This is a genomic window from Bradyrhizobium ingae, from assembly GCF_055791185.1.
Map to the genome: position 1 here is coordinate 175624 of NZ_JBVUBB010000009.1, position 26679 is coordinate 202302.

At 63.5% G+C, this 26679-nt stretch carries 22 protein-coding genes; 7 read left to right on the forward strand and 15 right to left on the reverse strand.

Annotated features, from left to right (window positions below):
• Positions 1–94: 94 nt before the first annotated feature.
• The 4 genes from ACV1FX_RS16515 to ACV1FX_RS16530 all read left to right on the forward strand — a co-directional run bounded on the left by ACV1FX_RS16515 (position 95) and on the right by ACV1FX_RS16530 (position 4899).
• Positions 95–1225 carry a sugar ABC transporter substrate-binding protein gene (locus ACV1FX_RS16515; RefSeq protein WP_473118611.1) on the forward strand — a complete coding sequence of 377 codons (1131 nt, stop codon included), beginning with the start codon at positions 95–97 and terminating at the stop codon, positions 1223–1225.
• 65 nt (positions 1226–1290) lie between these two features.
• Complete coding sequence (locus ACV1FX_RS16520; protein ID WP_473118612.1) at positions 1291–2838, forward strand: sugar ABC transporter ATP-binding protein; 1548 nt, start codon at positions 1291–1293, stop codon at positions 2836–2838.
• Positions 2831–3943, forward strand: a complete 1113-nt coding sequence (locus ACV1FX_RS16525; RefSeq protein WP_473118613.1) for an ABC transporter permease — start codon at positions 2831–2833, stop codon at positions 3941–3943. Before ACV1FX_RS16520 ends, ACV1FX_RS16525 begins: the two co-directional genes overlap by 8 nt.
• Complete coding sequence (locus ACV1FX_RS16530; RefSeq protein WP_473118614.1) at positions 3940–4899, forward strand: ABC transporter permease; 960 nt, start codon at positions 3940–3942, stop codon at positions 4897–4899. The genes ACV1FX_RS16525 and ACV1FX_RS16530 overlap by 4 nt, the downstream gene beginning before the upstream one ends.
• Positions 4900–4999: 100 nt before the next feature.
• Here ACV1FX_RS16530 and ACV1FX_RS16535 read toward each other — a convergent pair whose 3' ends face one another.
• From ACV1FX_RS16535 to ACV1FX_RS16560, 6 genes are all read right to left on the reverse strand, one after another.
• On the reverse strand, positions 5000–5902 hold the full coding sequence (locus ACV1FX_RS16535; RefSeq protein WP_473118615.1) for an SMP-30/gluconolactonase/LRE family protein: 903 nt from the start codon (positions 5900–5902) through the stop codon (positions 5000–5002).
• 169 nt (positions 5903–6071) lie between these two features.
• On the reverse strand, positions 6072–7313 hold the full coding sequence (locus ACV1FX_RS16540; protein WP_473118616.1) for an ABC transporter substrate-binding protein: 1242 nt from the start codon (positions 7311–7313) through the stop codon (positions 6072–6074).
• Positions 7314–7355: 42 nt separating this feature from the next.
• Entirely contained in the window at positions 7356–8837 is a 1482-nt protein-coding gene (locus ACV1FX_RS16545) for an ATP-binding cassette domain-containing protein (RefSeq protein ID WP_473118678.1), read from the reverse strand.
• Positions 8837–9763, reverse strand: coding sequence for a branched-chain amino acid ABC transporter permease (locus tag ACV1FX_RS16550; RefSeq protein ID WP_473118617.1), 927 nt, complete (start codon positions 9761–9763; stop codon positions 8837–8839). The genes ACV1FX_RS16545 and ACV1FX_RS16550 overlap by 1 nt, the downstream gene beginning before the upstream one ends.
• Before the next feature lies 1 nt (position 9764).
• Positions 9765–10640: a branched-chain amino acid ABC transporter permease gene (locus tag ACV1FX_RS16555; protein ID WP_473118618.1), complete on the reverse strand. Its 876-nt coding sequence runs from the start codon at positions 10638–10640 to the stop codon at positions 9765–9767.
• A 112-nt stretch (positions 10641–10752) separates the two neighbouring features.
• Complete coding sequence (locus ACV1FX_RS16560; protein ID WP_473118619.1) at positions 10753–12000, reverse strand: ABC transporter substrate-binding protein; 1248 nt, start codon at positions 11998–12000, stop codon at positions 10753–10755.
• 321 nt (positions 12001–12321) lie between these two features.
• Here ACV1FX_RS16560 and ACV1FX_RS16565 point away from each other — a divergent pair, with 321 nt between their 5' ends.
• Positions 12322–13326, forward strand: a complete 1005-nt coding sequence (locus tag ACV1FX_RS16565; protein WP_473118620.1) for a ribonuclease Z — start codon at positions 12322–12324, stop codon at positions 13324–13326.
• Here ACV1FX_RS16565 and ACV1FX_RS16570 read toward each other — a convergent pair whose 3' ends face one another.
• Together ACV1FX_RS16570 and ACV1FX_RS16575 are read right to left on the reverse strand one after the other, a co-directional pair.
• The gene (locus tag ACV1FX_RS16570) at positions 13327–14427 is read right to left on the reverse strand and encodes an NAD(P)/FAD-dependent oxidoreductase (RefSeq protein WP_473118621.1); all 1101 of its coding nucleotides are present in this window, start codon (positions 14425–14427) and stop codon (positions 13327–13329) included.
• Positions 14428–14524: 97 nt separating this feature from the next.
• Entirely contained in the window at positions 14525–15760 is a 1236-nt protein-coding gene (locus ACV1FX_RS16575) for an SMP-30/gluconolactonase/LRE family protein (protein WP_473118622.1), read from the reverse strand.
• 298 nt (positions 15761–16058) lie between these two features.
• Here ACV1FX_RS16575 and ACV1FX_RS16580 point away from each other — a divergent pair, with 298 nt between their 5' ends.
• A complete protein-coding gene (locus tag ACV1FX_RS16580; protein WP_473118623.1) occupies positions 16059–17084 on the forward strand; it encodes an aldo/keto reductase in 1026 nt (341 codons plus the stop codon).
• 15 nt (positions 17085–17099) lie between these two features.
• Here ACV1FX_RS16580 and ACV1FX_RS16585 read toward each other — a convergent pair whose 3' ends face one another.
• The 7 genes from ACV1FX_RS16585 to ACV1FX_RS16615 all read right to left on the reverse strand — a co-directional run bounded on the left by ACV1FX_RS16585 (position 17100) and on the right by ACV1FX_RS16615 (position 25770).
• The gene (locus ACV1FX_RS16585) at positions 17100–17960 is read right to left on the reverse strand and encodes a carbohydrate ABC transporter permease (RefSeq protein WP_473118679.1); all 861 of its coding nucleotides are present in this window, start codon (positions 17958–17960) and stop codon (positions 17100–17102) included.
• Between the two features lie 88 nt (positions 17961–18048).
• On the reverse strand, positions 18049–19167 hold the full coding sequence (locus ACV1FX_RS16590; RefSeq protein WP_473118624.1) for a carbohydrate ABC transporter permease: 1119 nt from the start codon (positions 19165–19167) through the stop codon (positions 18049–18051).
• A gap of 98 nt (positions 19168–19265) precedes the next feature.
• Entirely contained in the window at positions 19266–20891 is a 1626-nt protein-coding gene (locus ACV1FX_RS16595; protein ID WP_473118680.1) for a type 2 periplasmic-binding domain-containing protein, read from the reverse strand.
• Between the two features lie 344 nt (positions 20892–21235).
• Positions 21236–21691: an RbsD/FucU family protein gene (locus tag ACV1FX_RS16600; protein ID WP_473118625.1), complete on the reverse strand. Its 456-nt coding sequence runs from the start codon at positions 21689–21691 to the stop codon at positions 21236–21238.
• A 149-nt stretch (positions 21692–21840) separates the two neighbouring features.
• The gene (locus ACV1FX_RS16605; protein ID WP_473118681.1) at positions 21841–22764 is read right to left on the reverse strand and encodes a substrate-binding domain-containing protein; all 924 of its coding nucleotides are present in this window, start codon (positions 22762–22764) and stop codon (positions 21841–21843) included.
• A 37-nt stretch (positions 22765–22801) separates the two neighbouring features.
• Positions 22802–24139 carry an ABC transporter permease gene (locus ACV1FX_RS16610; RefSeq protein ID WP_473118626.1) on the reverse strand — a complete coding sequence of 446 codons (1338 nt, stop codon included), beginning with the start codon at positions 24137–24139 and terminating at the stop codon, positions 22802–22804.
• Positions 24136–25770 carry a sugar ABC transporter ATP-binding protein gene (locus ACV1FX_RS16615; protein ID WP_473118627.1) on the reverse strand — a complete coding sequence of 545 codons (1635 nt, stop codon included), beginning with the start codon at positions 25768–25770 and terminating at the stop codon, positions 24136–24138. The genes ACV1FX_RS16610 and ACV1FX_RS16615 overlap by 4 nt, the downstream gene beginning before the upstream one ends.
• Positions 25771–25940: 170 nt before the next feature.
• On the opposite strand from ACV1FX_RS16615, the gene ACV1FX_RS16620 reads away from it, so the two are divergent.
• Positions 25941–26654, forward strand: a complete 714-nt coding sequence (locus ACV1FX_RS16620; protein ID WP_473118628.1) for a GntR family transcriptional regulator — start codon at positions 25941–25943, stop codon at positions 26652–26654.
• Positions 26655–26679: the final 25 nt, after the last annotated feature.

The window sequence follows — 26679 nt, forward strand, 5'->3', positions numbered from 1 at the left end:
CCTAGCCGGGTAAATTGCATGGGAAGCCCAATTCCCGGCATGGCCATCGGCCAATTCAAGGGTTGGAAACGTAAAACGCTCAAGGAGAAGGGACATGGAATGGACGCATCGTCTTGCAGGGCTGGCTTGTGCCGGTCTCCTGCTATCCCCGGTCAGTGCTTTGGCAGGCCCCAAGGTCGTGTCCGGTCCGGGCGCCGATCCCGGATGTTTCAAGCCTTGGTCCAGCCAGACCAAGTTCTTCCAGTGGGATAAGAAGCCGGGACCTTACAAGATTGCTCTCGTCAACGGTTTCGTCGGCAACACCTGGCGCATCCAGATGGTGAAGACGGCGAAGGCGTTTGCCGAGCAGCCCGGCATCAAGGAGAACATCAAGGAGTTCAAGGTGGTCTCGACCGGCACCGATGTTGCAGCGCAACTCGGCGCGATGGAGGACTTCATCAATCAGGGCTTTGACGGCATCGTCACCATCGCGGTGGCGCCCGACGGCTTCGACCGCATCATCCGTCTTGCCGACAAGAACAACGTGGTGGTCGTTCCCTTCGACAACATCCTCGATACCGACAAGGTGATGATGGTCAACGAGGACCAGAAGGAAATGGGCCGGATGTCGGCGAAATGGATCATGGATGAAAGCGGCAAGAAGTCCGGCGACATCCTGGAGGTCCGCGGCCTGCCCGGTAATTCCGTCGACCGCGACCGCCATCTTGGCTTCCGCGAGGTGATGGAAGCACCCGGCAACAGCTTCAAGATCACCGAAGTGGTCGGCAATTGGGATACCGGCACCTCGCAGAAGGTGACGGCGGACGCGCTTGCGGTGCACGGCCACTTCGACGGCGTGTTTACGCAGGGCGGCTCCGACGGCACCGTGCAGGCGATGATGTCGGCCAAGCATCCCTTCGTGCCGATGTCGGGCGAGGGCGAGAACGAGTATCGCAAGCAGATCGCCGATCACGCCAAGGACGGCCTCAAGGGCATGTCCTACGGTCAGTCGCCGGCGCTGGTCGCCATCGCCATGAAAGCGGCGATCTCGGCGCTGCAGGGCAATCCCATGCCGCAGCTGATCTCGATCCCGATTCCGGTCGCGACCTACAAGGATCTCAAGCCCGGCACCAATTACTGGCCCGATCTCAACGCGAACTTCTTCGCGCCGAACCAGTTCACGCCTTGCGGCGTGAATTTCACCGCGCCGGAGATCATGTCACAAAGCGAAAAGAACACCCAGTGACAGGGCTGGAGATGTCATGCTTGCGGCCCGGCCTTGGCCGGGCCGCCGCTGCGTGAGGATCCGCCATGTCGGATGCGGTCCGAACGCAAGGAGCCTTTCTCGAACTGTCCGGTATTTCGAAACGCTACGCCGGCGTGCGGGCGCTGGAAGGCGTCGACTTCGCCTGTGAGCGCGGCAAGATCCACGCCGTGCTGGGCGAGAACGGCGCCGGCAAATCGACACTGATCAAGATCATCGCCGGCGTGGTGCAGCCCGATAGTGGCAGCATGCGCCTCGCCAGACATGATGTGAGCTTCGCGACACCGTCGGCCGCCAATGCCGCCGGCGTGGTCTGCATCTTCCAGGAACTGTCGCTGATGCCCGACCTTTCGGTCGCGGACAACATCTCGATCGCTTCGCCGCCGCGCCGGTTCGGCCTGATCGACGCGCGGGCCCAGCGCCGCCGCGCCGAGGCGCTGCTGGCCGAGATCGGGTGCGAGGACGTCAACCCGCTGATGCGCGTCCGCGACTTGCCGCTGTCGCGCCGCCAGATCGTCGAGATCGCCAAGGCGCTCGGCAAGAAGCCGCAGCTTTTGATCCTGGACGAGGCGACCTCGGCTCTCACCAGCGCCGACGTGGAGAAGGTCTATGCGATGCTGGCGCGGCTCAAGTCCGAGGGCGTTGCCATTCTCTATATCTCGCACCGCATGCACGAGGTCGAGGCGCTCGCCGACCGTGCTTCCGTGTTTCGCAACGGGCGCCACATCGAAACCTTCGACAAGGGCAGGCGCTCGACCGCGGAGATCGTTCAGCTCATGATCGGTCGCGACATCGCGGCTCAATACCCTCCCAAACCGGCCCGCAGCTCGGTGAAACCGATGTTGGCGCTCGACAACCTGTCGTGGGAAGGTCGTCTCGACCGCATCTCGCTCCGTGTCGGCGCCGGCGAGATCGTCGGCCTCGGCGGCCTCGACGGCCAGGGCCAGAAATCCCTCCTCCTCGCGCTTTTTGGCGTGCTGCGCGGTATTTCCGGGCGGGTCACGGTCGAAGACCGCGAGGTACGGCCGGGCTCTCCGGCAGCCGCGAAATCGGCGGGCATTGCGCTGGTACCCGAGGATCGCAAGACGGAAGGCCTGATGCTGCCGATGTCGATATCAGACAATCTGGTTGTCGCCTCGCTCGCCGCAATCTCGACCGGACCTCTGGTCGATCGGGCCAAGGAGAGCGAAGCGGTCAAGCGTGCCATTGCGCGGCTCCAGATCAAGATCGGCGCGCCCGGCGACGCGGTCTCGACGCTGTCGGGCGGCAACCAGCAGAAGGTGGTGCTCGCCAAATGGTTGATGACCGAGCCGCGCATCATCCTGCTCAACGATCCCACGCGCGGCATCGACGTCGGCACCAAGCAGGAGCTCTACCGGCTGATGCGCGAGCTTGCCGACCAGGGCGCCGCCATTCTGTTCTACTCGACCGACTATGACGAGCTGATCGGCTGTTGCGACAGGGTGGCGATCATGTATGACGGCCGTATCGTGCGCGAGCTCGAGGGCGATGAACTCACCGAGACCAATATCATCGCAAGCGCGCTGAACATCGATGCCGCAGCGCCGGCTGGCACCGGAGCCGTCCATGCTTGACGATGTGGCCATTCGCGTCCGCCAGAACGTCGGCATCGTCACCGCCGTCCTGTTGTTCTGCGTCCTTTATGTGCTCTACAACCTCGCGCATCCCAAGGGCTTCTCCTCAGCGGTTCTGGTGCAGAACAGCGACGAGATCTTTGCGCTTGCCATGCTGGCCATGGCCCAGACCGTCCCCGTGCTGGCGTCGGGCCTCGATCTCTCGGTCGGCGCCGTCATGACCATGGTGGGGTGCTTTGCGAGCTATCTGCTTACGGGCACGCCGGGAGGCGCTCCGCTGCATCTCGATATCTTCGGCCTGCATCTTTCTCTGGGTACCTTTCCCGGCGGCATCAGCGGCATCCTGCTCGGAATCGTCGTGTGCCTGGCCATCGGTGCACTGGCCGGCTTCGTCAACGGCTGCGTCGTCGTCTATGGACGCATCCAGCCGATCATTGCGACGCTCGCGACCGGCGCGGTCTATATCGGTATCGCGCTGTTCCTGCGGCCGACGCCGGGCGGCAAGATCGATGAGGATCTCAACTGGGCGCTGACCAATTCGCTCGGCGATTTCGCTGCGACAGTGCACATTTTCGACGACGGTGCGGCAGGCTGGTTTGCGCCAATGGCATGGATCCCCGTGCCCTTCGTGCTGCTGGTCCTGATCGCTCTCCTCGTCTGGGTGCCGTTCCGCCGCTCCGTGCTCGGCCGCGCCGTCTATGCGGTCGGCTCGGCCGAAGGCGCCGCCTATATGTCGGGACTGCCGATCGACCGCGCCAAGATCGCGGCTTTCACGCTCGCCGGCTTCTTCGCCGGCTGCGGGGGTCTTTTCCTGGCCATCCAGACCTCCTCGGGCAATGCCGACATTCCGCAGGCCGGCGCCTATACGCTCAACTCCATCGCCTCCGTCGTGATCGGCGGCACGTCGCTGCTCGGTGGTACCGGCAGCGCGATCGGCTCGATCTTCGGGGCCATGGTCCTGCGCGTGATCTCCTTCTTCTTCCGCATCTTCGACATTGCGCCCCTGCTGCAACCGCTGTTCGAGGGCCTGATCCTGCTGGCGGCGGTCAGCATCGGCGCGCTCGGCGTCTTGCGCGTCAAGAACACGCTGGAGCTCTTTCGATGACGTCGGCCTCTCTCAGCCTCTCGCGCGACGACCGCCCGATCCTGATTGCGGCGCTGTTCATCCTGGTGATCCTGGTGGCGGGCACCGTCTATACGTTCGCCCGTTTCGGCAGCGCGCCGCTGCTGTCGCCGACATACCTGTTGCAGCAGCTCCAGATCGGCGCCTTCCTCGGCATCGTCGCGGCCGGCATGATGATCGTGATCCTGATTGCCCAGATCGACCTGTCGGTGCCGTGGACGCTGGCTGCCGCCGCCATGATGGCGACGTCGATCGGTGGCCCGCTCGCCATTCCGGTCGGGCTCGGGATCGGTCTACTCGTTGGGCTCGTCAACGGCATCGGCGTCGCGTATTTGCGCGTGCCCTCGATGATCTTCACCCTCGGCGTCAACGCGGTAATGCGCGGTCTGATGGTTGCCCATACCGGCGGCTACGCGCCGCAGACGGCCGCCACCGATTTGATGCGGACGCTCGCCGCCGACCGTACGCTCGGCATTCCCAATGCGTTGTTCGTCTGGGCCGCGGTGTCCGTGCTGGTCGCCGTCATGCTCCTGCGGACCGCGCTCGGCCGTTACATCTATGCCATCGGCAACAAGGAGGCTGCAGCGTATCTCGCCGGCGTCGACACCCGCTGCATTACCGTGATCTGCTTCGTCATCTGCGGCGCTGCGGCTGCACTCGCCGGCGTCCTGCTCGCCGGCTATTCCACAAAGGCCTATCAGGGCATGGGCGATGCCTATCTGCTGCCGTCGATCGCGGCGGTGGTGATCGGCGGCACCAACATTTTGGGCGGTCGCGGCCGATATCTCGGCACGCTGATCGGCGTCGTTCTGATCGTGCTGCTCAACAGCGTACTCTCGATCATGGACATGCCCGAAGCTGGCCGGCAGGTGATCTACGGCCTCGTCATCATCTTCATGCTGCTGGTCTATGGGCGCGGCGAACGCGTCACGAGCTGACGCATCGCTTTAGCTGATGCCCCTCGCCAAAGGCTACTTTGCATGGGGTTGTTCTCGACATTCTTGTTTGTCGTGCGGCCGTGCGTGCTCGTGGCGCTCCCTACACCGCCGCGCGCGTGTTGAGATAGATCGAGTACAGCGAGGTCTGGCCGCAGATGTAGAGCCGGTTGCGGCGGGGGCCGCCGAAGCAGACATTGGCGACGATCTCTCCAACCGGAACCGTGCCGATATGAGTGCCATCAGGCGCGTAGCAGAACACACTGCGACCTGCCGACGTCCAGATGTTGCCATGGATGTCGCAGCGGAAGCCGTCGTAGAGACCCTCGGCGCAGGTGGCAAAGAGAGCGGCGTCTCCGGTCGTTCGCTGTCCTTCCACCTTGTAGGACCAGATCGTTGCGGGCAGGCCGGGGACGTGCGTGGCGCCGGTGTCGGCCACATAAAGCAGCGTCTCGTCGGGCGAGAAGGCCAGTCCGTTGGGTTGCACCCGGTCGGATATGACGCGCGTGATTTTGCCGTTGCTGCCGTCGATCCGGTAGACGTTGCTGGCGCCGATCTCGGACGGGCTTTGCTGCCCTTCATAGTCGCTGTCGATGCCGTAGGTCGGATCGGAGAACCAGATCGAGTCGTCGGATTTGACCACGACATCATTCGGCGAGTTCAGCCGGCGGCCCTCGAACTGGTCGGCCAGCACGATGATCGAGCCGTCATGCTCGGTGCGGGTGACGCGCCGCATGAAATGCTCGCAACTGACAAGCCGTCCCTGGCGATCGGTCGTATTTCCGTTGGAATTGAAGCTGGGCGAGCGGAATACCGACACCGATGCATCGGTCTCGTCGAACCGCATCATCCGGTTGTTGGGAATGTCGGACCAGACGAGGTAGCGGCCGGCCGGGAAATAGGCCGGGCCTTCGGCCCAGCGGCAGCCGGTAAAAAGCTTCTCGATATTGACATGACCGATGACGAGTCGCTCGAAGCGCGGGTCGTGGCTGACATAGGGGAGCATGGGTCCTCCGCGATGAGCCGCAGGTTCTGAGATGCCTGCGTGCTGTTGATGGTCACTCTGATCGACCCTGCGAAATTTGCAAGTGGCGCTTCATCGGAGGGACGCACCGAGACAAGGACGCAAATGCCCGGGACGAGCCCGGGCATGACGCGTTTGAGGGGGACAGCCTTTACTGCGACAGCTTCACAAAATTGGGAAACTTGAGCTTCCCTTCCGCGATCTTCTGCGGCCAGACCGTGATCTGCTTGCCGTCCTGCCATTGAAACACCAGGCCGGTCACCGCGCCGGGACCGGACTTGATGCCGTGGGTGAACTCGTCGTTCCTGCCATAGAACTGGATGCGGCCGATCGTGCCCTCGAAGTCGGTCTTCTCCAGCTCGGTGACCATCTTGTCCGGATCGGTCGAGCCCGCGCGCTTGATTGCATCCGTGATGATGTAGACATCGTCATAGGCGGTATAGCCGGTATAGGCCGGCGGCGTGCCGAACTTGGCCTTGAAGGCGGCTGCGAACGGTTTCGTCTTGGGCGTCACCGCAACGTCGGGTGTTGCGACCGCCAGCGAAGGCACGCCGTCGGCAGCGCCGTTGGTGTCGTTCCAGAAGGTCGGGCTCAAGGCTTGCGCACTGATGCCGAACATCGGGATCGGCACCTGCTGGTTCTTCCACTGCACCGTCGGCTGCACGCCGACATGGGAGATTCCGGTCACGATCACGTCCGGCTTCTTGCTCTCCATGTTGTTGAATATCGGCGTGAAGTCGGTCGTGTCAGGCGAGAAGCGCACATGCTCGACGACCTTCAGGCCGGCCTTGGGCAGACAGGCTTCGTAACCGACGTCGAGCGGCTTGGTCCAGGCCGCGTCCTCGCTCATGATCGCGACCGTCTTGAACTTGAGCTGATCAACGAGCAGCTCCTTTGCGGCATCGCAGACGAGCTGCGCCTGCGCGGCTGACGTCAGGTAACCGTGGAAGGTGTACTTGTTCTTGTCGTAGTCGTTGTGGATCGCCTTGGTGATCTCGTTCGAGGCCGCGCCCGGCGTGATCAGCGGCATCTTCAGCCGCGCAGCCCAAGGCTCCAGTGCCAGCACGACCTCGCTGATATAGCTCGCGATCACCGCGGAAACCTTGTCTTCGCTCACCGCACGCTGGAACGCACGCACCGAATCCGCCGACGAGCTCTTGTTGTCATAGGTGACGATCTCGATCTTGCGGCCGAGCACGCCGCCCTTGGCGTTGATCTCGTCGGCGGCGATCTGCGCACCACCCGGCGTCGCGGCGCCCGCGATCGATTGCACCTCGGCGATGACGCCAATCTTGATGGGGTCGCTGGACTGCGCGTAGGCGGGCGCCGCGAGGCACAGCGCCAGCGCGGAGGCAAGAAGAAGGTTGCTGGTGAGGCACTTCGATACTGGCATGCTTGTCTCCCTTGCTGCGTTTTATTGTCGTTGTGGCAATCGTCAGAGATATCCGGCGCCGGCCTCCGCGGCGAACCGCCCGGGGTCGCCCTCCCAGACGATCCGCGCATGTTCGAGCACATACACGCGGTCGGCGTGGGGAAGGGCGAAGGTCACGTTCTGCTCGCCGAGCAGTACCGTGATTGACGTCGTCTGCCGCAGCTTCTCCAGCGCCTTGGACAATTGCTCGAGGATGACGGGCGCGAGCCCCAGCGTCGGCTCGTCCAGGATCAGGATTTGCGGTTGCATCATCAGCGCGCGGCCGATCGCGAGCATCTGCTGCTCGCCGCCGGAGAGCGTCTGTGCGAGCTGTCCCTGGCGTTCCTTGAGGATCGGGAACAGCTCGAACAGCCAGGCGAGCTGCGCCGCGCGTGCCTCGTCGGTCAAATGCTGGCCGCCGAGATCGAGGTTTTCGCGCACCGTCATCTCACCGAACAGCTCGCGCGACTCAGGGCATTGCACGAGGCCGCTGCGCGCGATCTTCGCCGCGCTCGTGCCGCGCAGCTTTTCGCCGCTGCGCAGAATCTCGCCGTCATAGGGCAGGAAGCCGGAAATGGTGTTGAACAGCGTGGTCTTGCCGGCACCGTTCAGGCCGACGACTGAGACGAACTCGCCTTCATGGACATGGATCGAGACGTTCTCCAGCGCCTGCGCCTTGCCATAATAAACGCTGACATTCTCCACCTGCAGCAGCGGCACCTTGTCCTTGAAGCTGGTCTCAGGCCGAGCATGGGTCTGGATCGCGCCGCCGAGATAGACCCTCCGCACGGTTTCGTTTCGCATCACCTCGTCGGCCTTGCCGGTGACGATTTCCTCGCCGAGATACATCGCGAGCACGCGGTCGACGAGCGCGGCGACGCTCTTGACGTTGTGGTCGACCAGCATCACCGCGCGGCCCTCGTCGCGAAAGCTGCGGATCAGGTCGGAGAAGACGTCGACCTCGGCCCGCGTCAGGCCGGCGAAGGGCTCGTCGACCAGCACCACCTTCGGGTCGCGTGCGATCGCCTTGGCGAGCTCGAGCCGGCGCAGATCGGCAAAGGGCAGCGTCGGCGGACGGCGATTCATCACGGCGCCAAGTCCGACGCGGTCGGCGATCCACTTGGCGCGGTCGACCAGCGCCTTGTCCGGAAACAGCATGAACAGGCTGTCCGGCAACAGCGCGACCATGATGTTCTCCAGCACGGTCTGCCGGTTCAGGGGCCGCGAGTGCTGGAACACCATGCCAAAGCCCTTGCGCGCGATCTTGTGCGCGGGAAGGCCCGCGACGTTCTCGCCTTCGAAGATCACTTCGCCCGCGCTTGGGCGCTCGATGCCCATCACGCTCTTCATCGCGGTGGACTTGCCCGAACCGTTCGGCCCGATCAGGCCAAAAATCTCGCCGCCACGCAGATCGAAGCTGAGATTTTTCACGGCCGTCAGGCCGCCGAACCTCTTGGTCAGGCCGCGAACCGTGAGAACGGAGGTGGTTGCGACGGTTTGATCCATCATGAACGCGCCTCGCGTGACAGGGCCGCTCCGAGGAAACCGCCGGGGAAGAAAAGGACCACAAGCAGCGCAACCGCCGAGACGATGAAGGTCGCAAGCTCGCCGGTCGGTCGCAGGAACTCGCCGGCGACGATCAGGAAGATCGCGCCCAGCGCTGCGCCGAGCACGGTACGCCGGCCGCCGAGCACGGCCGAGACGATGACGTTGACGCCGACCGCAACGTCGACAACGGTGCCGACCGAGGCGGTGCCGAAATAGAACACCAGCAGCGCGCCTGACAGTCCCGAGAAAAACGCGCTGACAACGAACGCGGCGAGCTTGTGCTTGACGATGTTGAAGCCGAGCGCCCCGGCCTGCACCGGGTCCTGACCACTTGCTTGCAGCACGAGGCCGATCGGCGATTGCGACAGGCCGTAGAGGATGGCCGCCGAGATCGTCATGAAGCCGAGCGCGATCCAGTAGTTGGCGCCGGCGTTGATGGTGATAACGTCGGGAATGGTCAGCCCGATCTCACCGCCGGTGAGATCGGCAAACACCACAATGAAGTTTTGCAGCATCAAAACCGCAACCAGCGTCGTCAGGCCGAAATACGGCCCCCGCACCCTGAGTGCCGGCAGCGCCAGCACGAGGCCGGCGACCACGGAGGCAAGCGCGCCGAGCACGATGCAGAGATAGACCGACCAGCTGAACTGGTTGTTGAGAATGCCGGCCGTATAGGCGCCGACGCCGATCAGGAAGGTCGGGCCGAAGTTGACCTCGCCCGCGAAGCCGAACAGGAGGTCCCAGGCCATGGCGAAGACGCCGAAATAAAAGGCGACGGTGAGCAGGCCGAGGACATAGCCGGAGACGTAGAGCGGCAGGGTCGCCGCGATCAGGACGAGCGCGAGCGAGACGAAGAACAGCCGTGAGGTGAAGAATCCGGACATCTCAGCGCCTCCCCAGAAGGCCCTGGGGCCGGATGTACATGACGACCACCAGGAGCAGCAGCGCCGGAATGGTGCGATAGGCGGGCGAGATCAGATAGGCTGTGATGGTTTCGAGATAGCCGACCACGAAGGCCGCGATCAGCGAGCCGGAGACGCTGCCGAGGCCGCCGAGCACGACGATCGAGAACGCGCTCGCCGTCAGCGGCCCCACGCTGTAGGAGCTGACGCCGAGGAACATCCCAAGCAATACGCCCGCGATACCGGCGAGCACGCCGTAGATCGCCCAGACCACGATGTAGATGTTGGTGAGCTCGAGGCCGAGCAGGGTGACGCCGCGCGGATTCATCGATGCCGCCAGCACCGCCTTGCCGGTGCGGGTGCGGTTCACCAGCAGCCACAGGAGCGCGATGACGAGGCAGCACACCACCGCGGTGAAGATCTCGTTGCGCGGCGTGCGCACGCCGAGAATGTCGACGACGCCCTCGACGATCGGCAGCACGGTCTTGGCGTTGTTCGTGAAGAAATAGGCGATGAGCTCCTGGATCATGATGCCCCAGAGCAGCGTGCCCGTGAGGACGAAAATCTCCTTCTCCTCGTTGGGGATGCGCCGGGAATCCTGGATCGGCTTCACCACCGCGAAGTAGGTGGCAAAGGCGGTGACGAGGGCGACGGCCACTCCGATCAGCGCGCCGGAATAGGTATCGACATGCAGGATGCTGGCGGCCGCCCAGGCCGCCACCGCCGCCGCCACCATGATGGCTCCGTGGGAGAGGTTGAGCACGCCGGAGACGCCGAAGATCAGCGTGAATCCGGTCGCACCGAGAGCGTAGAGGGCGCTGATGGCAAAGCCATCGATCAATATCTGGAATGCTCGCATCTATGACTGGCAATCTGGTCTATGAGAGGCGGTCTCGCTGCCTCTTTGGAGAAAAGGTGCTGCGTCCGCCAGATGTGAAAGCTCCCGGGAGATGGCCCGGGAGCAGTTCCGACTAGTTGGTTGTGAGCTTGATGAAGCTCGGGAACTTGACATCGGTCTTGGCGACGTCCTTGGGCCAGACCGCGATCTGTTTGCCGTCCTGCCATTGCAACATCAGTCCGGTGATCAGACCCTTGCCGTATTTGATGGAATGGGTGAACGGATCGTCCTTGCCGTAGAACTGGACACGGCCGATTGTGCCTTCCCAATCAGTCTTCTCCAGCGCCTCGACCAGCTTGTCGGCATCGGTCGAGCCCGCCCGCTTCACGGCGTCGGCGATGTAGTAGACCTCGTCATAGGCGGTGTAGCCGGCATAGGACGGATAATTGCCGTACTTCTTCCGGAAACCCTCCGCGAACGGCACCGACTTCGGTGTCACTGCGACACCGGGGCCGGAGACGCCCTGGTAGAGCACGCCCTCGGCCGCCTGGTTGGTGTCCTTGCCGAATGTCTCGTTGGTCGCCTGCGAGGAGATGCCGAACATCGGAATCGGCACCTGCTGGTTCTTCCACTGCACAGTCGGCTGCACGCCGACATGCGAGATGCCGGTGATGATCACGTCGGGCCTTGCGCCCTCGATCTTGTTGAAGATCGGCGTGAAGTCGGTGGTATCGGGTGAGAAGCGGATGTGGTCGAGCACTTTCAGCCCGATCTTCGGCAGGCACTCCTCGTAGCCGACGTCGAGCGGCTTGGTCCAGGCGGCATCCTCACTCATGATGACAGCCGACTTCATGTGCATCTTGTCGACTAACAGGTCCTTGGCGGCATCGCAGACAGAGAGCGCCAGCGCGGCGGAGGTCAGGTAGCCGTGGAAGGTGTACTTGTTCTTCTCGTAGTCGGCGTGAACGCTCTTGCTGATCTCGTTGGAGGCGGCACCCGGCGTGACGAACGGCGTCTTCAGGCGCGAAGCCCAGGGCTCCAGCGCCAGCACCACTTCGCTGATATAGCTTGCGATGACGGCGTTGACCTTGTCTTCGTTGACGGCGCGCTGGAATGCACGCACTGAATCAGCCGAGGAGGAGTGATTGTCGTAAGAGATGATCTCGATCTTCCGACCATCGACGCCGCCCTTGGCGTTGATCTCGTCGGCGGCGAACTGAGCGGCCTGCGGGATCGATGCGCCGGCGATCGCCTGCGCCTCCGCGATCACGCCGATCTTGATGGGATCTGCTGCAAGTGCCGCGCCTGATCCGGTCATCAGCGCGCCGAACGCTGCCGCACCGAGGAATATCCGCAATGCACCAGGGAGTATGCTTTTCATTCTGTTTCTCTCCTCTTAAACAAGCCTCTTTTGAGCTATTGGGCGCGACTATAACGGTGACGACAATCTCGGCAAGCGAAACTGCATTCAGGATTGTGAGAGCCGGACTAAAGTCTAGCGCTGCGCAAACAGAGGGCAGCAGGGTTCGCTGCAGGCATGCAGAATTCGCTGGCGGGCATGCGTTCGCGCCCGCCGCGGATTGCAGGGTGCTCGTGACGCGAGCACACACCGATCGACGCCCGCCTCAAGCGCGAGATACGAAGGCGGTCGCCCGGCCGGCATAGCCGGGATAACGTTACGCGGCCCAGGAAGGTCCTATTGATGGCTCAACTCGTTCAGTGCCGCCTTGTCAACGAGCCGTTCGCCGACCCCGGACTGCTGGTCGATTTCAGGTTCGGGCGGCGCGCCATGTTGTTCGACCTTGGTGATCTATCTTCCCTGGCCAATCGGGAATTGCTGCGCGTCAGCAACGTCTTCGTCAGTCATCGTCACATGGATCACTTTGCCGGATTCGATCAATTGCTGCGGATCAGGCATCATCAGGCGGGCCGTTTGCGCGTGATCGGGCCGCCCGGTCTCACCGCGGGCATCGCCGGCAAGCTGGCGTCGTACAGCTGGAATCTGCTGAACGAGGAGTCGCCGGATTTCGAGATCGCCGCCGCTGAATTCTGTGATGGCCGGCTCGGCGACTGGACCGGCTTCTCGGCGAGGCGGCAGTTTCATGGTTCGCCGATCGAAGAGCCATTCGTTGCACCAGGGCTGGTGTTTGCAGATGGCGATCTGCGGATCGAGGCTGCAACCCTCGATCACGGAATTCCCTGTCTTGGCTTTGCGTTGCAGGAAACCCAGCGCGTCAACGTCTGGACAGCCGGGCTCGCCGGACTCGGCCTTCAGGTGGGTCCGTGGCTCAATGCGGCGAAGAGCGCGGTGCGGATGGGCGCCGATGAGAACACGCCGATTGAAGTTGACGGTGGCCGGACAATCCGGCTTGGCGAGCTGACCAGGCACGCGCTCAAGATCGCGCCCGGGCAGCGCGTCACCTACGTGACCGATGCCGCCTTCACTCCGGCCAACGCCGAAAAGATCGTCGCGCTCGCGCGCGGCGCCGATCACCTGTTCATTGAGGCCGCCTTCGCAGGTGACGATGCACAACTGGCATCCGAGCGTCGTCACCTGACCGCGGCGCAAGCCGGACATCTTGCGCGGGAAGCGGGCGTGAAGCGGATGACAACGTTTCATTATTCTCCGCGCTATCTGGAGACACCGGACCGGCTGCGAGATGAGGCGGAGGCCGTGTTCGCCGGCCGTGCGGCGACGCCGGCGTGATCATCGCGCTTGTAGCAGCGACGGATCGAGCGGCCGAAGCCGGGCGGGATCGAACGACGTCAAATCGACCTTGCGTGTTGCGCCCTCGGTGATCAATTCTGCCATCGCTTCGCCGGTTGCGGGCGCATTGAGGATGCCCCAGACATTGTGTCCGGTTGCAACGTAGAGCCGCTCGCTGTTCGGCACGCGGCCGATCAGCGGCAGGCCGTCCTGCGTGACCGGACGGAAGCAGGCCTGCCGGGCAATGATCCTCTCACTGTGAAACAGCGGCGACAGCCTTTCAGCGATCGCTTGCAGGCGATCGATAACGTCCTGATCCGGCGTTACGGCCGCGGGATCCACCGGTAGCGGCGCGACGTCCGAGAACGCCGTGATCAGCGTGCTGCCGTCCGCGCGCGGAAAGACCTCGATCGAAATCGCACTGCCGCTCTCTTCATACTCCAGGAACAGCGCCTCCGCCGGAACGTGCGTGCCTGTGTCGTACACGATGCTCGGACTTCGCTGGCCGTACACGGCAGGCAGCCGCATCCACTGGGTCGCCAGCAGCGACCATGGTCCCATGGCGACGACAACGCCGTCCGCCTCGATGACGTCGCCCTCGATCTCAACGCCCTTAACGGTCGTTCCGTCTGCATCGCGCGCGATGTTCGTGACGCGTCCCCGGCGCAGCTCGGCGCCCTGCGCGCGCGCCGCGTTCATCATCGCCGAGGCGAATTTGCGCGGATGGACGATGGCCGTCGTATCCGTCGTGCCGAGCCGGTGCGCGATAACGACGCCGTCGGACAGCCAGCCGAGCGCGGATGGTGCGTCACGCTGTGCGTCATCGCCGGCAACGAAGCCGCCATAGGCGGTCATGCGGCGGTAGTCCCAATCGCCTGTGACCTCGTGCGGCAGTTGCGCATGAAGCGCAAAGCTTCGCCGCGCCAGCGCATCGAGCGGCGTTCCCGCGCACCAGTCGAGCGCGAGGAATCCTCCGGCCTTGCCGGATGCCGCGGCGGCAACTTCGGTCCGTTCGACGACGACGACATCGACGCCGCGGCGGCTGAGGAAATAAGCAGTGCAGGCGCCAATCACACCGCCGCCGCAGATGACAACGCGCATGGTGTCTCCTCGATGATCTCCTCGCGCATCGGCTATCAAAACAATTCGGCGCCGGCGGGGCACGCCGGCGCCTCGTCGTGATCCGGCTCGCGCTGCTTCAACCCGGCCCGGCGCCTTGCGTCGCTGTGTACACGGCGTAGAGCGACTGGCTCGCGGCCATGAACAGGCGGTTGCGCTTGGGACCTCCGAAGCAGACGTTGCCGCACACCTCGGGTAGGCGAATGCGGCCAAGCAGCTTGCCTTCCGGTGACCACACTGTCACGCCGTTATAACCGACGGCGCGGCCGGCGTTGCTTGAGGCCCAGACATTGCCGTTGACGTCGCAGCGCACGCCGTCCGGCCCGCACTTCACGCCGTCGATCGTAAAGTCGCTGAACAGCTTCTGATTGGAGAGCTTGTTGTCGCTGCCGACATCGAAGACGTGCACGTCGCCCTTGCCGCCTGCACCGGTGTCGCCGGGACCTTTGCCGGTCGAGACGACGTAGAGCTTCTTGAAGTCGGGCGAGAAGCAGAGACCGTTGGGATCGGGCACCTGATCCTCGCTGACCACCAGGTCGATCCGGCCAGTGGGATCGATACGATAGCAATTGGTCGGCAGCTCGCGCTTGCCCGGCGCGAAGCCGGCCGGTTGGCCGATCCGCGGATTGAGCTTGCCGCCGGCGTTGCTCGGGCCGCCCGGAGCATCCGGCTCGCCCTCGTAGAGCTGGCCGCCATAGGGTGGGTCGGTGAACCAGTAACTGCCGTCGGGATGCGCCACGACGTCATTCGGCGAGTTCAGCTTCTTGCCCTGATAGGAGTCGGCGAGCACCGTGGCGGTGCCGTCGTGCTCGTAGCGCGTGACGCGGCGCGTGAGATGCTCGCAGGAGAGCTGCCGCCCCTGGAAATCGAAGGAGTTGCCGTTGCTGTAGTTGGATGGCATGCGGAACACGCTGACATGACCATCGTCCTCGCTCCAGCGCATCTGCCGGTTGTTGGGAATGTCACTCCACACGAGGTAGCGGCCTTGCGAGCTCCATGCCGGCCCTTCGGCCCAGAGCAGCCCGGTATGAAGCCGCTTGATCGCCGTGTTCGGTTGCGCGAGGTCATTGAAGGACGGGTCGACCGCGATGATGTCGGGGTCCCAGAAATAGGTGGTCGGCGCACCACGCGGGCTGAAGTCACGGGGCGGATTGGTGATCGTCGTCGGCGGTGCCGCCGGCGCGTTCTGCGCCAGTGCCGCGCCGGCGCCCGTCATCGTGGCGCCTGCAGCGATCGCAAGACTTTGGACGATTGATCGTCGTGAAAGCGTGGTTTCCGGATCGCGCTGCTCAGAATTATTCTGTTGGCGTGTCATCGCTTCCTCCCGGTGGGGTTCGCCGGCCGGTTGATCCCGGCCGAGCAACCTCAAGGTTAGTCCCGTCCGTCTGCGGTTGCGAGAGCCGCGTTCGATTTTTAGGCGTAGCGAGACGCGCGTGCGATGCAAGATGGATTCTTCCGTCGCGCGAGAGCGTCGCCACAGTTTCGATACAATTGCTCGCGCGATCGTGTGACCGGCGCCAGTGCGCATTGACACGCGGTAGCAACAAAATACCCTGCGCGCGATCGAATACGAGACCGGCGGGCAAGCCGCGCAGGAAAGAGCAAGGTTCATCATGGCTTCACAATCAAAACTGCCACGCCGCACCCTTGGCCGGACCGGGCTCCAGGCCTCAATCCTTGGTTTCGGGACCGCGCCGCTCGGAGACCTTTTCCTAAGGCTTGACGACCGCACGGCGATCGCCGCCGCGGAACGGGCGTTCGAGCTTGGCGTCAATCTGCTCGACACTTCCCCGCTCTATGGCTACGGCCTGTCGGAACACCGCTGCGGTACTGCGCTGCGGCGCGTGGCCCGCGAGGACGTCGTTCTCTGTACCAAGGTCGGACGCTGGATGGACGCGTTCCACCGGCCGGAGAATCGGTCGGGCTTTGTCGGCGGTCAGCCGCACAACGTCGTGGTCGACTACTCCTATGACGGCACGATGCGCTCGGTGGAGCAGTCGTTGCTGCGACTCGGCACCGACCGGATCGATCTGCTGCTGATCCATGACGTCGACGTCTGGACGCATGGCGCTGCAGCGATCGAGGACCGGTTCCGCGAAGCAATGTCCGGCGCCTATGTGGCGCTCGACAAGCTCCGCTCGGAGGGCGTGGTCGCAGGCATCGGGATCGGCGTGAACGAAGCCGACATGTGCGTGCGCTTTGCCAAAGCCGGCACGTTCGACGTGATGCTGCTGGCCGGGCGCTATTCGCTGCTCGAGCAGCCGGCGTTGAAGGAATTCTTGCCGCTTGCGCTTGACCAGGGAATTGCCGTGCTGCTCGGCGGCGTCTTCAATTCGGGCATTCTCGCCACCGGCGCGGTCAAGGGCGCCAAGTACAACTATCAGGACGCGCCGCCGGAGATCCTCGCGAAGGTCGCCGAGATCCAGCGCGTCTGCGAGGCCCATCGCGTGGCGCTGCCGACGGCTGCAGTCCACTTCGCGCTCGGCCATCCGGCGGTGGCGAGCGTGGTACTGGGAGCGCATGGTCCGGAGGAGGTCGAGCGCAACGTGGCAACGCTCACGACCATGGTGCCGAGCGCACTCTGGGCCGATCTGAAGGCTGCGCGCCTGCTCGATGCGGATGCACCCGTGCCTGTGTAAGCGCGTTGATCGCCGCTATTTTCCGGCGCCCGTCGTCAGGCCGCTGACGATGTAGCGCTCAAGGAAGATGCCGACCACGACAAGCGGCGCGATCGCCGCCGTCGACAGCGCCGCCATCGACCACCAATTGATGCCTTGTGAGCCGGTCTGGCTCGCAACCATCACCGGCAGCGTCTTTGCGTCGGTGCTGGTGAGGAGGGCGGCAAAGAAATATTCGTTCCAGCACAGCACCAGCGAGAGGATGAACGCGGCGACCATGCCGGGTATCGCGAGTGGCAGGATGATGCGCAGGAACGCGCCCCAGGTCGACAGGCCGTCGACGAAGGCCGCCTCATCGAGTTCGATCGGAATCGCGTTGAACTGGTCGCGCATGATCCAGATGACGATCGGCAGTACGGTCAGCGTGTAGAGCAGGATCAGGCCGAACGTGGTGTCGAGCAGCGCCAGGGCCTTGTAGAGCACGAGGAAAGGCAGCGCGAGCACGACCGGCGGCAGGATCAGCTGCGACATGAAGAAGAACAGGATGTCGTCATTGCGCATCCAGGCGAACTTGTAGCGAAAGCGGCTCAGGCCATAGGCGGCGAGCGATCCGAGGATGAGCGCGAGCAGCGATGCGCCGACCGAAGTGATGACGCTGTTGACGAAGCGGCTCATGAATTCGGAACGCGCGGTCGAGGTACCGAACAGCGTATCGGGCGACAGGCCGAGCGAGCGCCAGCCTTTCCAGTCCGGCTGGAAGTCGACCCAGGGGATCAGATGCGCCTGTGTCACATCGACCGCCGATTTGAACGAGGTCGTCACGGTCCAGTAGATCGGAAACAGGCAGATGAAGGTCCAGAGCAGCAATGCGGCATAGATCAGCGCGCGGCCCAGCATCCGTCTTGCACGCGGCGCTGCCGGACGCTTTCGGATCGGGTTCGATGCCACGGTCGAGATAGCCAAAAGCTCAAACTCCTTTTCCGACCTAGACGACCTTCTGGGTCCAGCGCTTCGACAGGCGCAACATCAGTGTAAGCAGCACGATGATCAGCAGCAGATAGACCATGGCGAGCGCCGTGCCGTATCCGACGTTCGAACGGTCGCGATAGACGCGGTAGATGAAGCTCGAGACCGTGTCGGTCGCGCCGCCGGGACCGCCGGCCGTCACGTTGATCACGATGTCGGCGAGCTTCAGCTTGAAGATGATTCGGATGATCAGGACCGTGATGCTGACAGGCAGCATGATCGGGAAGGTGACGTGCCAGAACGACTGCCAGCCATTCGCGCCGTCGACCTTGGCGGCTTCCTGCACTTCCTTCGGCATCGCTTGCAGGCCTGCGAGCAGGATGATCATGATGAAAGGGATCGAGACCCAGGCGTCCATCGCCTGGATGCTGAAGCGTGCCATCCATGGCGAGGCGAAGAATGCCGGATTGTCCCAGCCAAGATAGCGCGCCAGCGTTGCCGCCGGGCCGAAGCGATATTCCAGCAGCGACTTTCCGATCATCCAGCTCACGGCCACGGGGCTCAGCATCATCGGCAGCAGGAAGACGACGCGGAAGAATTTTCGCGCGCGAATCTCGGCGCTGAGCAGCAGCGCAAGCCCGAATGCGATCGCGTATTCGCCGAGCACCGCGACGGTGTAAAAGACCATGTTGCCGAGTGCATTCCAGTAATAGGTGTCGTTCAGCATTCCCTTCAGATTGTCGAAGCCGGAAAAGCGCGGGCCCTCGATCGAGCTGAGATTCCAGTCGAGCGAGGCGATGTAGATCCCGAAGATCGTCGGAAAGATCACGACCGCGACGGTGAAGAATACTGCTGGCAGCAGGAATAGTGCGCGCTGGCCGCGCTCGCCGCGGATCAAGACCTGTCCGACGCCAAATGCGACGGCCCAGACGAGATAGGCGATGAGGATCGGCCGCCAATCGGAAAATCCGGCGGTCATCGCGCCGGTCGTGTGTAAGACCTGAATGAGGAGGACAAGCAGGAAGCCGATCGACGCCAGCAGAACGAGCGAGCGGCCGGCGGCCTTCCTGCTGCCGGGAGCGCGCTTCGTCGCCGGCTGGTGGTGCGCATCGGCGCTCACGGGTACGGAATTCTGCATCGAGATGAGTCGCATTCAGGGCCGGTTCTGTTGCCGGGCAAGTTTTCGGCTGGCGCCCGGGGACGCCAGCCGAAGCTAGATGATCTCGCGTAAGCGCGCTACACGCCGAGCGAGGCCTTATAGAGCGCGATCTGCCGTTCGCGGCCGATCTGGTCGGTCAGCTTCTCCCAAGCCGCCGCGATGTTGTTCGCCCCGGTCTGCGCGTCGACCTTGCCGGCGAAGATCTTCGTCAGCTCGTCTTCGGCGATGCTGTAGTACTGGAAGATGCCGGGGATGCGCGGTTCAACCGCCCGGTTGGGGTGGTTATAGGAACCGAGCTGCGAGTTCAGATAGGACGTGATGTACTTCCTGTCATAGCCCGCAGCCACCCACTCATCGTACTGGAAGTGGCTGGTGCGGTGAGCCTGGAAGCCCGACGGATATAGCACCGTCCAGAACGACAGGTCCTTGCCGCCGAGATGGGCGGCTGCGCTCCAGGCGGCCTTGTGCTTCTTCTCGTCGCCATTGACACGCGCCATCACGTAGATGCCCCAACCGAGATAGGCGCAGTTCGGTGCATGGTTCGGACCGCTCGCGAGCTTGTCCCATTGCCCGGTCTTGGAATTGTAGACATCGTCCGAGCCGGGGAGGATGTCGAAGCCGACGATATCGCCGATGACAGAGGTGTCGCTCGCCTTCGCCACCTGGCCGATGTCGCCCCACCATGGGATCATCGAACCGATACCGGCCAAAAATTGCTGGAAGCCGGTGGTGTTGGGATCGGCGTTGAGCTGGTCGGCCGGCTCGGACGGCAGCGCGTCGATCACGTCCTGGATGGCGCGCACCCAGGCCGGATTGTTGATGCGCGGCTTCATCGTGTCGATGTCGAACAGCCAGGCCTTGTCGTCGGGATGTTTGGCGTAAGCCGTGGCGCGGCTGCCGAGGAAATAGAAGCCGAATCCGCCCCAGGGCTTTGGCGCATCGAGATAGCCGTATACGTTCTGGTTCTTGAACTTCTTTCCCTTGAGGAATTTCGTCACGGCCTGGACCTGCTGCCAGGTTTTCGGCACGCCCCATTCTCCGGTGTTGCCGGCATCCTTCCACGCTTTGGCGAGAGCCGGATCGGAGAAGACGTCAGTGCGGTAGTTGAAGTTGTGGCAATCGCCGTCGATCGTGATGCGGTAGGTCTTGCCGTTCCAGGTTCCGACCGGCGGCTTCAGATAGTCGACATAGTCGTCGATATCGATCTGCTTCTTGACCCAGTCGGGCATCTCCGAGGCGAGCCCCTTGCCGCAGACGTCGCCTTCGAACGGCGCGCCCATCTCGAGGATGTCGAAGTCGACCGTGCCGGTCGCGATCGCCTGCTGGAGCCGCGGGTTGTAGTCGGCTTGGGCGAGATCGATCCAGGAGATTTTCGCGCCTGTATAGGCCTCCCAGGGTTTCAGGAAGCCGCGGAACAGGAGATTGTGCAGGTTCTGATTGTTGAGCCCCATGAAGGAGAGCTCGACACCCTTGAACTCGCCTTCCTTGATGCTTGCCTTGGTCGGTCCGAGGCAGAGCTCGCCGACCTTCTGCCAGTCGGCATCGGTCGGTGCGCCCTTGCCGACACCGGGAATTTGCGCGATCTGCGCGCGCAGATTGTTTTGTGCGAGCGCAATCTCCGAGAACGTGCCGAGCGCGCCGCTGGTGCCCAACGCCGCGGCGCTTGCCGCGCCTTTCAGCACCGTGCGCCGGTTCGGCCGCATGGCGGAAAGCCGATCGTAATCCTGCTGTTTCACCGCGATACCCTCCCTTGCTGACTTTCTTGATGTGAAGTCTGAGTAGCCGAAGCACATCGAGGACGTGACGCTCGTGAGCTTCGGTGTCGTCGTGATGGGTGACTGAGGCCGCTTTCGAGTATGCAACGGCGCTCATCAATGTCAACGAAAGCACGCCGAGTTGAAGCCGTCTGCCATCGCGAAGAGATGACGAAGAGACGTTTTGCGATGCCGCGCTGCAAGATGGATGTCCGCGCGCGACATCATTTGGATGTCATAGTTGTGCCCGGGCTCTCATGCGGCCCTCGTCGATACTGATTGAGGTGCACACCTCAACTGGCTTCGGGCGGGATGACACCTTTCTTGAAGATGAAGCAGCCATAGAAGCGCCGGTCTCCGGTCTGGATCACGCAATAGGATTTCTTGGCGAGCTCGTAGAAGGCGAAGCGCTCGATCGAGCCCATGGGAGAGGATTTTCCCTCCGCCGCGTCGATTTCAGCCTGTACTTCGCGCTGCACGGGTGGGATCTCGTTGGGCTGGCCGACGATCTCCATGCGCGATGCGGGTTTGTCGACAAAACTGTCGAGCGGCAGCACCGAGAGGATCGCACGCGCGGCGCGCGCAGAGGTGACGTTGTCGATGCGGATGAGCTTGCCCAGCACGGTCTGGCGCGCGACCGCGTCGGCCGGAAAATTGGTGTCGCACAGCACGAGATCATCGCCGTGGCCCATGGACCGCAGCGCGTAAAGAACATCGGCATTCAGAAGCGGGTCGATCGATTTCAGCATGCAACGCCTCCCGGGACGCAGGTCAGTTTCTTAAGGCTGACGACTATCCAACGTCGCGGCGCCGCCGTCCATATCGACGTCAAAGTCCGCAGTCCGGCTCAAGTCGGCTTGAACCGGACTCCGTTGGTGTGCCCAGGGCCGCAAGCCGGTCAGAGCAGCCCGTTCTTCTTCAGGATCTCCGGGGCATTCTCCTTGGTGATCAGCATTGTCGGCAACGTGATGACAGGCTCCAGCTTTTCGCCCTTGAGCAGCTTGACCGCCTGCCGCAGGCCTTCGGCACCGGGCGTCGCATAGAGGAACGTCGCGGTGAGCTGCCCCTTGGACACCCAGGTGACGCCTTCGTCCGGCAGTCCGTCGATGCCGATGATGAACTTGATGTCCTTGTCGCGGCCGGCGTCCTTGGCGGCGAGGTAGGCACCATATGCCATCGGATCGTTGTGGCCGTAGACGAGGTCGATCTTCTCGTTGTTGCGAAGCGCGGTCGTCATGATGTTGTAGGCTTTGTCCTGCTTCCAGTCGCCCGACTGGTTGTTGAGCAGATATTTGATGCCCTGCTCCTTGTCGGTGTGGGCATGGAAGCCGTCGTGCCGGTCGTGCGCCGGCTGGGTGCCCATGCCGCCCCAGATTTCGACGACGTTGCCCGCTGCCTTGCCCGGCCCGCCGAGCAGCTTGACCGCATGCTCGCCGGCGGCCTTGCCGATCGCGACATTGTCGCCGCCGATGAACTGGGTGATGCGCTTGGTATCGACGTTGCGGTCGAGCACGATGACCGGAATCTTGGCGTCGATCGCCTTCTCGACCACACCGGTCAGGCCCGCCGACTCCTTGGGCGAGATCAGGAGCACGTTGACCTGCTGCACGATCAGGTTTTCGCAGTCGGCGACCTGCTTCTCGGTCTTGTCCTGGCCATCGGTGATGACGAGGTCCACGTCCGGCTGGTTCTTCGCCTCAGCCTGGATGTCCTTGTTGAACTGCACGCGCCACGGTTCGAGCGTGGTGCACTGGCTGAAGCCGACCTTCCACTTGCCTGCGGCTTTGGCCGGGCTCCAGCCTGCCGGCAGATAGACGGTCATGGCCGCGCCGGCCATGGTGGTCGACAGTTTCAGGAATTCACGACGCTTCATCGAGATCCTCCCTTTCTTTTGATTGCGCCTTTGCGGCGTTTGGCAGCCGACTGGTTTCGGCTGTTTTCGGATCGGCATGGGCGCCCCGCGACAGGTTGAATCGCCATCGCGAGACGAGCTGGCCGAGATTCTGCTCCTGCACCAGCACGGTGCAGACGATGATCAAGCCCTTCATCAGGAGCTGGACGTTGGAATCGATGTTCTGGAGTTGAAGAATGTCCGACAGCAGCCCGAAGATCAGGACGCCGACGAAGGTGCCGGCAAGGCCGCCGCGACCGCCCATCAGGCTGGTGCCGCCGATCACCACCGCGGCGATGGCATCGAGCTCGAGGCCGGCGCCGGCATCGGGCTTGCCTTGCCGATATTGCGCGACGAACAATACGCCTGCGATGCCGGCGAGCAGTCCGGACAGAAGATAGGCCGTGAGCTGGACCCGGGCGACCTTGATGCCCGAGAGCTTGGCAGCCTCGACGTTGCCTCCGATCGCATAAGCATAGCGGCCGAACGTCGTGAAACGCAGGATCGCGCCGAACAGGATGATCGCCGCCAGGAAGAAAACGCTCGGCACCGGCAGCACGCCCCAGAGCATCGAGCGCAGCAGCTCGAAGGCCTCGGTGGCATTGGTGCCGGTATAGACCGGGACCACGGCGTTGTCCGATCCAGCCGTCAAACGTGCAATGCCGAGGGCGCTGACCATCATCGCGAGCGTCACGATGAAGGGTTGCATTCGTCCGGTGACGATCAAGAGCCCGTTGATGGCCCCAAGCAGCAGCGCAAGGCAGGGCGCCACCAGGAGCACGCCGAGAACGCCGAATTTGACCGGCACCTGGCTCACCGTCCACCATCCAATCGCGATCGCGACGATCAGGCCGAGCAGCGCGGGAATACCGGCGCCGTGCCAACGCGACAGCACGGTGTCGCGGCGCCGCCCGGCGCCGACATCGCGGCCGCGGGCAAGGCCTGTGAAGATGAAGCGCGCTGCCAGCGCCGACGCCGCACCGCAGACAAGCACGGCCGCCGGCACGCCCAGCGCCGAGGCCGCCGTCCAGCCGGGCTTGGTGAGCAGCATTGCGCATATCACGGTCGAAAAGCCCATCACGGAGCCGACCGACAGGTCGATGCCGCCGAGCAGGATGACCATGGTCATGCCAGTCGCGACCAGTCCGGTGATCGAGACCTGGCGAAGCACGTCGGTCAGGTTGCCGTAGGACAGGAAGATGTTGTTGCCGGACGAGGTGTGCGGCGAGGTGAGGGCGCCGATCAGGCAGATCAGCAGCAATCCCCAATAGAGTTTCGTTTGCGAGAGAAGTTTGAGTGCCTTCATGATGCTTCTTCCTGCGACCACGTCGCCATGCCCGGTGCGGCGAGGCGCATCACCGCCTCCTGTGTCGCATTTTCGCGCGTCAGGAGGCCGGTCTGCCGTCCCTCGCACATCACGAGGATGCGGTCGGACAACAAGAGAAGTTCGGGCATTTCCGAGGTCACCACGATGATGCCGAGGCCTTGCGCTGCGAGATCGAAGATGAGGCGATAGATCTCCTGCTTGGCGCCGATATCGATGCCGCGGGTCGGCTCGTCGAGCAGGAGGATACGTGGCTCGGTGGCGAGCCATTTGCCGATCACGACCTTCTGCTGGTTGCCGCCCGACAGCGCGGCGGCCGTTTGGCCAATGCCGGTGCAGCGGACCGACAGCCGGCCAACCATCTCGCGAGCCAATGCACGTTCGCGCGCGAAAGCGCGCAGGCCGAATTGCGCCAGGATCCCGATCGACGGCAGCGCAATGTTGTCGCAGATCGAGGCCGCAAGATGCAGCCCACGTTCCTTGCGATCCTCGCTGACGAGCGCAAGGCCGAGGCGATAGGCGTCCGCCGGCGCGTTGATGTCGGCGGTCGCGCCGTCGATCGCGATGGTGCCGCCGCGCCAGCCCCGCGCGACGCCGAAGATCGATTCTAGGATCTCGGTCCGTCCGGAGCCGAGCAGGCCGCCGATACCCAAAATCTCGCCGCGCCTGAGCTCGAAGCTGACGCCGTGCAGCATCCGGCGCCATCCCCGCGGACTGAGCGTGTCGAGCGTCAGGTCCTTGATCGACAGGATGACCGGGCCATCCGCCGCTGCCGCACCGCGGTCGCTTGCGGCCATGTCGCGGCCGACCATCGCCGAGATGATCGCGCCGCGCGACAATTCGCCGATTGGAGCCGTGACCACCCGCCTGCCGTCGCGCAGCACGGTGACGCGGTCGGCGAGCTCGAGCACCTCCTCGATGCGGTGTGAGGTGTAGATGATCGCGACGCCTTCGGCCGCGAGCTGTCGCACGATCATGAACAGCGTCGCGCATTCGGATGACGACAGCGCGGAGGTCGGCTCGTCCATGATGAGGATACGGGCATCGAGCGACAGTGCCTTGGCGATTTCCACCAGTTGCTGCTCGCCGACACGCAAGTCGGCAACGCGGCTCTCCGCGTCGAGCCTGACGCCCAGCCGCGCCAGCAGGCGCCCGGCCGCCTTCACCATGCGGCGGCGATCGATCAGCAAGCCCGCGATCAGTGGCTCGCGACCAAGAAAGATGTTGTCGGCAACGCTCAACTCGGGAACGAGATTGAGCTCCTGGTGGATGATCGCGACGCCGGCTTCCTCGGCATCGCGCACGCCGGCGAACGACACCGCCTGGCCTTCGACCTGAATGATGCCGTCATAGCTGGTGTGCACGCCGGCCAGGATCTTCATCAGGGTGCTCTTGCCGGCGCCGTTCTCGCCCATTAGCGCGTGCACTTCGCCGGGACGCAGATCGAAGTCGACATTCTGGAGCGCCTTCACGCCGGCGAAGGATTTGGAGATCTGTTCGGCGGAGAGAGCGATGTGACCGCTCGGCGCGCCGGCGCGGGCGCCAAGCTCGATCACGCGGGAGGAGGCGCGTGATTCATCCTGCGCTCCGAGAGCACCGACGCGTACTTCCATGCTGCTCCTCCCGGCCCTGACTCTTCGGTGTCCGACGGACGTTGAGCCGTAGGGTGGATGGTTGTTGTTTTGCTGGTATGCTAGTTATATCAGTCGTTGTTCGTCAAGCCTTCGTCCGCGCAATTGGACTTCGCCAACCGAAAAAGTGAAAATCAGGAGGGGATTCCATCATGCATTCAATCGACGGACTCAGGGGCGGAACCGTTGCAGGGCGAGGGCGCAGGGCAGGCGGGTCGAAAGTCGACCAGGCCTATTTCGCACTGAAGCGCGCGATCGTGTCAGGACAGCTCGCGCCGGAAACGCCGATCGACAAGAACGAGTGGTGCGCCGCCTTCGACGTGTCACGGCTGTCGATCACGACCGCGATCAACCGCCTCGCCTTCGAAGGCCTCGTCGTTGTCGAGCCACAGCGCGGCTCCTATGTCGCGCGGATTCACCTCGAGGATGTGCGCCAGTGGATGCTGATGCGTCGCGCTCTGGAGGTGGAGGTCGTCGGGGTCTGTGCCGCCGACATGTCGGACGAGGCGATCGCTGCGCTTGGTCAGAATCTCGCCTATCAGAAAGCCGCCATCGCCAGCGGTGATCTTGGAGGCTTCCATGAACTCGACACCAGATTTCACCGCCAGATGACTGAAACCCTGAATCTTGCGCGGGTTGGCGAGGTGCTTGATCCGATCCGCACCCATCTTGAACGCGTGCGTCGGACCCTGCTTCCCGAGCCGGGGCGGCCCGAAGGGACGTTCCAGGAGCACGAAGCGATCTATCGCGCGATTGCAGCCCACAGGCCCGACCAGGCCAGGCGCGAAATGGCTGATCATCTTGACCGCGTCTCGCGCGAGCTGCAGTCCTTTGTCGCCAAGCATCCCGGCTTCTTTGACGAGTAGAGGTCTCTGCCGGCCACTATCGCGT

Excerpts from the sequence above, each read along its gene's own strand:
- ACV1FX_RS16575 (WP_473118622.1), bottom strand. The coding sequence starts at position 15,760 with ATGACACGCCAACAGAATAATTCTGAGCAGCGCGATCCGGAAACCACG.
- ACV1FX_RS16580 (WP_473118623.1), top strand. The coding sequence starts at position 16,059 with ATGGCTTCACAATCAAAACTGCCACGCCGCACCCTTGGCCGGACCGGG.
- ACV1FX_RS16535 (WP_473118615.1), bottom strand. The coding sequence starts at position 5,902 with ATGCTCCCCTATGTCAGCCACGACCCGCGCTTCGAGCGACTCGTCATC.
- ACV1FX_RS16550 (WP_473118617.1), bottom strand. The coding sequence starts at position 9,763 with ATGTCCGGATTCTTCACCTCACGGCTGTTCTTCGTCTCGCTCGCGCTC.
- ACV1FX_RS16610 (WP_473118626.1), bottom strand. The coding sequence starts at position 24,139 with ATGAAGGCACTCAAACTTCTCTCGCAAACGAAACTCTATTGGGGATTG.
- ACV1FX_RS16590 (WP_473118624.1), bottom strand. The coding sequence starts at position 19,167 with ATGCAGAATTCCGTACCCGTGAGCGCCGATGCGCACCACCAGCCGGCG.
- ACV1FX_RS16525 (WP_473118613.1), top strand. The coding sequence starts at position 2,831 with ATGCTTGACGATGTGGCCATTCGCGTCCGCCAGAACGTCGGCATCGTC.
- ACV1FX_RS16605 (WP_473118681.1), bottom strand. The coding sequence starts at position 22,764 with ATGACCGTCTATCTGCCGGCAGGCTGGAGCCCGGCCAAAGCCGCAGGC.
- ACV1FX_RS16555 (WP_473118618.1), bottom strand. The coding sequence starts at position 10,640 with ATGCGAGCATTCCAGATATTGATCGATGGCTTTGCCATCAGCGCCCTC.
- ACV1FX_RS16545 (WP_473118678.1), bottom strand. The coding sequence starts at position 8,837 with ATGGATCAAACCGTCGCAACCACCTCCGTTCTCACGGTTCGCGGCCTG.
- ACV1FX_RS16620 (WP_473118628.1), top strand. The coding sequence starts at position 25,941 with ATGCATTCAATCGACGGACTCAGGGGCGGAACCGTTGCAGGGCGAGGG.
- ACV1FX_RS16565 (WP_473118620.1), top strand. The coding sequence starts at position 12,322 with ATGGCTCAACTCGTTCAGTGCCGCCTTGTCAACGAGCCGTTCGCCGAC.
- ACV1FX_RS16570 (WP_473118621.1), bottom strand. The coding sequence starts at position 14,427 with ATGCGCGTTGTCATCTGCGGCGGCGGTGTGATTGGCGCCTGCACTGCT.
- ACV1FX_RS16595 (WP_473118680.1), bottom strand. The coding sequence starts at position 20,891 with ATGCGGCCGAACCGGCGCACGGTGCTGAAAGGCGCGGCAAGCGCCGCG.
- ACV1FX_RS16520 (WP_473118612.1), top strand. The coding sequence starts at position 1,291 with ATGTCGGATGCGGTCCGAACGCAAGGAGCCTTTCTCGAACTGTCCGGT.
- ACV1FX_RS16600 (WP_473118625.1), bottom strand. The coding sequence starts at position 21,691 with ATGCTGAAATCGATCGACCCGCTTCTGAATGCCGATGTTCTTTACGCG.
- ACV1FX_RS16540 (WP_473118616.1), bottom strand. The coding sequence starts at position 7,313 with ATGCCAGTATCGAAGTGCCTCACCAGCAACCTTCTTCTTGCCTCCGCG.
- ACV1FX_RS16515 (WP_473118611.1), top strand. The coding sequence starts at position 95 with ATGGAATGGACGCATCGTCTTGCAGGGCTGGCTTGTGCCGGTCTCCTG.
- ACV1FX_RS16560 (WP_473118619.1), bottom strand. The coding sequence starts at position 12,000 with ATGAAAAGCATACTCCCTGGTGCATTGCGGATATTCCTCGGTGCGGCA.
- ACV1FX_RS16615 (WP_473118627.1), bottom strand. The coding sequence starts at position 25,770 with ATGGAAGTACGCGTCGGTGCTCTCGGAGCGCAGGATGAATCACGCGCC.
- ACV1FX_RS16530 (WP_473118614.1), top strand. The coding sequence starts at position 3,940 with ATGACGTCGGCCTCTCTCAGCCTCTCGCGCGACGACCGCCCGATCCTG.
- ACV1FX_RS16585 (WP_473118679.1), bottom strand. The coding sequence starts at position 17,960 with ATGCTGGGCCGCGCGCTGATCTATGCCGCATTGCTGCTCTGGACCTTC.